Origin of the sequence: Myroides odoratus (assembly GCF_965118575.1) — a bacterium.
Classification (GTDB): Bacteria; Bacteroidota; Bacteroidia; order Flavobacteriales; family Flavobacteriaceae; genus Flavobacterium; species Flavobacterium odoratum_B.
On the sequence record NZ_CBCPHW010000039.1, the window covers coordinates 1 to 5,411 of the forward strand.

The 5,411-nt window shown below is 36.8% G+C and carries 3 protein-coding genes and 1 pseudogene; all 4 read right to left on the reverse strand.

Going from position 1 to position 5,411, the window contains the following annotated elements:
* Positions 1-228 (reverse strand): type IX secretion system membrane protein PorP/SprF (locus ACMHJ2_RS17600; RefSeq protein ID WP_413514159.1); only part of this gene is annotated, 228 nt, incomplete at its 3' end.
* 11 nt (positions 229-239) lie between these two features.
* The gene (locus tag ACMHJ2_RS17605; RefSeq protein ID WP_413514160.1) at positions 240-1,544 is read right to left on the reverse strand and encodes a gliding motility-associated C-terminal domain-containing protein; all 1,305 of its coding nucleotides are present in this window, start codon (positions 1,542-1,544) and stop codon (positions 240-242) included.
* Between the two features lie 109 nt (positions 1,545-1,653).
* Positions 1,654-4,062, reverse strand: coding sequence for a hypothetical protein (locus ACMHJ2_RS17610; protein ID WP_413514161.1), 2,409 nt, complete (start codon positions 4,060-4,062; stop codon positions 1,654-1,656).
* 19 nt (positions 4,063-4,081) lie between these two features.
* Positions 4,082-5,411 (reverse strand): annotated as a pseudogene (locus ACMHJ2_RS17615) (hypothetical protein); the annotation flags it as partial.

Below are 5,411 nucleotides of genomic sequence, written 5' to 3' on the forward strand. Positions count from 1 at the left end.
GGCCGATAAATAAGCCGTGCGAGGTGCGCCATCTAAGCCAACCCATTGCGTGCGGTATAATCCAAATAATTGCAAGTGATCCACACTGCCCGAATAAGCAGGGTTAATCGAGGCGGGATTATACATATACTGGGTATATTGAGGATCTTGCTGAGCCGAGACTTGCTGAGCAAACAGCAAGCCTAAACTAACAAGTACACTATTTCGTATTGTGTTATATCTTTTCATCTAATGCGCTTTTAATTGTTTTCCAAGTGTAAGTTCGCTGCCTTCTTAATCATGCGGCTTCCTTTATCATCTTTGTACTCATAGGTTACTACATAGTAATACGTGCCACTTGGTAACTTACTGCCTTTATCAACGGTAACTTTACCTTCTGAATACCCCTTAAACACATTTGAACTTCCATCGCCAAGTGGGTCATAACCTTGGGTTTCATATACGCGAGCTCCCCAACGATTAAAGATCTCAACCTTGTTGTTGGGATAGTTTTTGATGTTGTCGATGATAAAATAATCGTTCTTGCCATCCCCATCAGGGGTAACTAAGTTGTAAATCACTACATCCCCATCCAAAACCCAATCTTTCTTTACTGTAGCTAATGTAAAAAAACCATAGCCTTTAACTGTAGCAATCGTCGTTACTTCTTTAGAAGACATATCGACTACCCCTCCTTCATCAACCCACAATTGAGCTTTTGGATCCCAACGAACAATATGCAACTCTCCTTCGGGATCTTTCAATACCTCAGGCAAGGTTGTATCCTCATCCCAACTTAGGGTCAACAATACATCGCTTTGATTTTCGTCACTTTTATCAATAAGCCAATATTCTTTGGTATTCAAAACCTTAACAACCCCTACTGCATTAGGACGGGCTTGGAAAAAAGCTTTATCATTATAAATATATTGTCCTACAAATACATCTTCAGAACTCTTCGGAGCTGAAATATGAGCATAGCGGTATTTCTCTTGATTTCCAATTGGGTAGGTAAAGGCTTCATTGCCGAGTTTCTCAATCATACCATCAACATGGGAATAATCAGTGACATTGCTTGCTTTAGAACCCTGTCGAAAGGTCAACATACCATACGAAACATTCGTTATGGGATTTAGAGTAGAATCTACTTTGACGATCCCTTCTTGAAAATCAACGGTTCCGTGAACCTCTATATTATTTTTTAAATCAAATGCCTTTTTGGGAACGGAGCTGTTAAATTCAACATGGTAAAAAGACGATATCCCATCACCTAAAATCTGCTTGACAACACCCGCGTTTTCTGTTAAGAAAACAGCCGTTGACTTACTTTTGTTTTGGGTTAGTCCATAATCACCATTATTGATAAAGTCCTGAAAATAAATGACCATACCTTCATTGGTTACATCTCCCTCGCTAGTATTCTCAAAAGTACCTTCGAAGGAAACTAAATCCCCTGAAGATATGGACAACTCTCCTTCATTGACAATTCTATTGACCGGTTCTTGAGCATATAGAACATGGCCTACTAAAACTAGCAGGGATGCTTTTATTACTTTATTTCTCATCTTTTCAAACGAATAGAATTAATATTGGATTTAAACCTTTTATGGGGTTTAAATCTTCTTGATAGAACAATGAGTTTAGTTTTAAAACTAAACTCATTGTCTTGAAAAACTATTGTACTTGATAGTTTACATTGATATATTGCTGAGCATATTGAATAGCCCAAGTAATGGTATTGGCATACAAAATACTATTGTAAACGGTAGTACCTCCATTATAAGCCTTCGCAATCGGGGCTCCTCCTGCTGTCATCGCTGCTGGCCAAATCGTTGTAGATCTATTGGCCGCATCTCCAGCAGTCCATCCTGAATCTCCCATATAAACATAACCTAACGTTTTGTGTCTCAACAACCAAGAACGTGATGAATTACCTCCTTGATGAGATAAACTCACATATTCATTAGAATAACCGCTTGCATAGTAGGAGTTATTTACATCACTTCCTCCTGCTTTTCCGCGAACATCTCCAAAGGGTCCGTTAAGCAGTGGATCATCTATATTTAAAATTGGATTGATATACGTAGTTCCAATTCCTGATACGGCAGTACTTCCTGAATAGGCAATCGCATTAATTAAATCTCTTGTTCCTGATGCGTCAGTCTCTTGCGAGTGAATCAATACTCCTTTTTTATTCTTCACAAAATCTTGTAAAATTGAAATACTCGCACTAGTTGGCGTATAGTTATATCCAATAACAATGATATCTATCTTATTGTTGTTGATTAAATTTCTAAGGACTGTACCTTGATTGTACCCCCCATTAACAATGGTCAAACCATCAACTTTTACTTTTCCATTGGTTCCAAAGTTAGAAGTTGTCTGTAAGACAGCTCTTGTGGTTTGCGTATTAGATGCTGTTCCAGGCTGATACGTTCCACCACCTAAGCCCAAGATGTTCATACGGCGGTAAACAAATTCGATGTTGACATTACACGTAGTAGCGCCTGATGAACTATTGGTACTAATTGTATAGCGGTGAATTCCTCCACTTACTGGAGTTCCCGTGGCTTTTAATACAACTTCTTGTAAACCGGTCGAAGTAAACGTTCCACTGCCTGTGAAAGTAACCCCGTTAACCGCATTGGTCGTAATGGTATAGGCTCCGATATATCCAACATTTGCATTTAATACCATTGTATTCTCTGCATTCATTGGAATGTTTGGTGCGTATTTTCCACTTACTGTGATCGAATTACACACTAAGTTGTAAACCACAGGTTGGCGAACCACATCGATGTCAAAGGAACATGTGCCCACTAATCCAGTTGCTGCATTTAAAGTATAACGATTGATACCTGGCACTGTTGGAGTTCCAACAGCAGACAAAACTACTTCTCTTGGACCTAATTCATCAAAGGACAACGGACCTGAACTAAAGTACACTCCACCTACCGTATTGGTTTGGATAGACGTATCTCCAGTAGCTTCTACATTCACTTGTAGTGTAACGGTATGGGCTGCAGTTAAAGGTTCATCTTGTTTATATATTCCTGCTATTATTGGATTACTACAATCTACGGTATAGCGAATGGCTTGTACAATCACTGTAATAGAAGAACAATTCGCAGGTGTATCTGAGTTAGATGACAAATTGAATAAATTCGTACCTGATGTACTTGGTTTGCCTGTTCCCAATAATTCAATCGTGTGAACACCTGGTGTGATAAAGTTTCCAGAACCACTAAATGAATAACCATTCACCGTATTCGTTGATAGATTCCAATACCCAATCGTTTGAACATTAACTTCAATGGTCATTTTATTACTGCTTATCAATTCTTTACCCGCATAATAATCTCCTTGAACCTGAATTGTTGCACAATTAATAGAATAGTCTACAGCAGCTTTATTTACAAAAACATATTTATCGACACAACTACTTGTTTTACTGTTTAATACAAGCGTTAATTGATCCCCATTCTCACCTGTATTATACCCAATATTTGGTGTTCCCAACCCTTCTAAAATAAGCGTATAACTGCCCGAAGAAGGGAAAGTACCCTTGGTAGTAAAATAGTAACCATTGGTGGTAGTGGCTATCACTTCATAGGTTCCCGCTTGAGTAACGGTAACAGGTACCGTTAAATAGTTGGTAGCATTTAAATACTCTCCTTGTTTAAAGGTTCCACTTGCAGCTATTGCTCCACATTGGATACGGCTGATTTCAAATACGGCTGGCGGTGGGGTTCCACACAAACTCAACCACGTATCTTGTGCCGTACTCCAATAATTAAAACACCCCGTAGTTTTATTATAAATCATCAAACCGTCGGTTTTGTTGGCAACGGGAATAGCATCGCGTTGTTGTGTGGTTAAGCGCGGCGTTAAGAATCCTTTATTCACACTCTCTAGCTCAAGAATGGCGCCTAAATTTGGAACAGCTGTTGTTCCTGAAATAGTACCATCTTTTATTTTTGTCATATTTGTTTGGGCGATACTGGAAGAAATTCCCATAAATAGTATCAATATCAATGAAATCATAGATTTCATCCCCTTGTATATCGTTGTATTAGTACTCATAATTTATTCTTTTAAAAAGTTAGTTTTTTTGCATTAAATCCAAAATCATTTGTTCTAGTTGCTCCATTTTGTGCAACATTTCTTGATTTTGTTGTGCAGTTTCTTCTTTAAGCTCTTGATTGCTTATTTCTAACTGTTTAATTTTTAATTCCTTTTCTTCTAGCTCATTTTTTTGATCAATGATGTGTAGATATAATTCTTCTGTTTTTTCTAGCAATTGAATAGATAACTCAGAAATATTAATAGAATATCCCTCATCTAATTTGGTCAACTCATGGATTGGTGTAATTCCAGGTAAGTGACGATTTTCTTTAATATAATCTTCAACAGCATCTAAGCTCTTGAAATCGTAATCGTATTTCAAAGAAGAATATCCATCAAAATAATTCTCAAATACATAATCCGCATAGTAACTATTTACTGCAGTAATACTTCCGTTTACTCTTAATTTTTCACTTGGCGCTCCAGAAGGTTCTGTAAAACCAATTCCAACCCATCCTTTTGTATAGATATCAGCAGTATTAGTTGTAGCAACTTTCTGCGTAGTTATATCATACCAAGGATGCTTATTTATCGATTCTAATTCAAGAATATGGATAATTTTATTTTCATCAGTAAATAATAAATTATTGGTAGTTGGATCAAATTCTAACTTGGTTAAAGACTCTGCATCTCCAACTAAATCAGTCAATTTAAATAAGGATTTAACACCTACTTCGTCTTGGTATATTAAGACGTGATCAATTGGATCATAAGTCAACGTAGTTAAGGTCTCACTTCCTTTTACCAATACATTAATATCAATCGGATGCGAATTACCTTTTTCGTCTTTATAGGTTAATGTATATAAATCAAACTCTTGGCCATGTTCATCCGTTTCTTTAGTAACCACATTTTCAAGACTTGTCAAAGTTTCATACATCTTAATAGCCTCCTCTAAATTGATGGTTTGTTTATCTCCTTGCGCATCATAATAAAAGAATTGGTTATTTACGGTATCATATCCAACGTTGCCATAGGTAGTATTTAGTTCCTTGATGATATTTTCAATAAACTCATTGTTGTTGGTGATGTGATTGATAAAATCAATACTATCTCCCAACTTGGTGATAAACTCTTGATTCTCAACTAAATTGGTAATAAAGGTTTCGTTGTTTGCAATCTCTGCAACGGCCAAGCGAACTGAATTGTTATTTGAATCCGTAACAACCAAATAATCTTGGTTTAAAGTAAAACTTACGTTGGTTGTATTTAATGCGGACCAATCAATCTCTTGTCTATCGCCATTTTCATCAAAATAGAAGAATTTATTGTTTACCGTATCAAAACTTACGTTTCCATAGGTGCCT

Bases quoted from the DNA above. Each gene is read 5' to 3' on its own strand.
- ACMHJ2_RS17605 (WP_413514160.1), bottom strand. From the start codon at position 1,544: ATGAGAAATAAAGTAATAAAAGCATCCCTGCTAGTTTTAGTAGGCCAT.
- ACMHJ2_RS17610 (WP_413514161.1), bottom strand. From the start codon at position 4,062: ATGAGTACTAATACAACGATATACAAGGGGATGAAATCTATGATTTCA.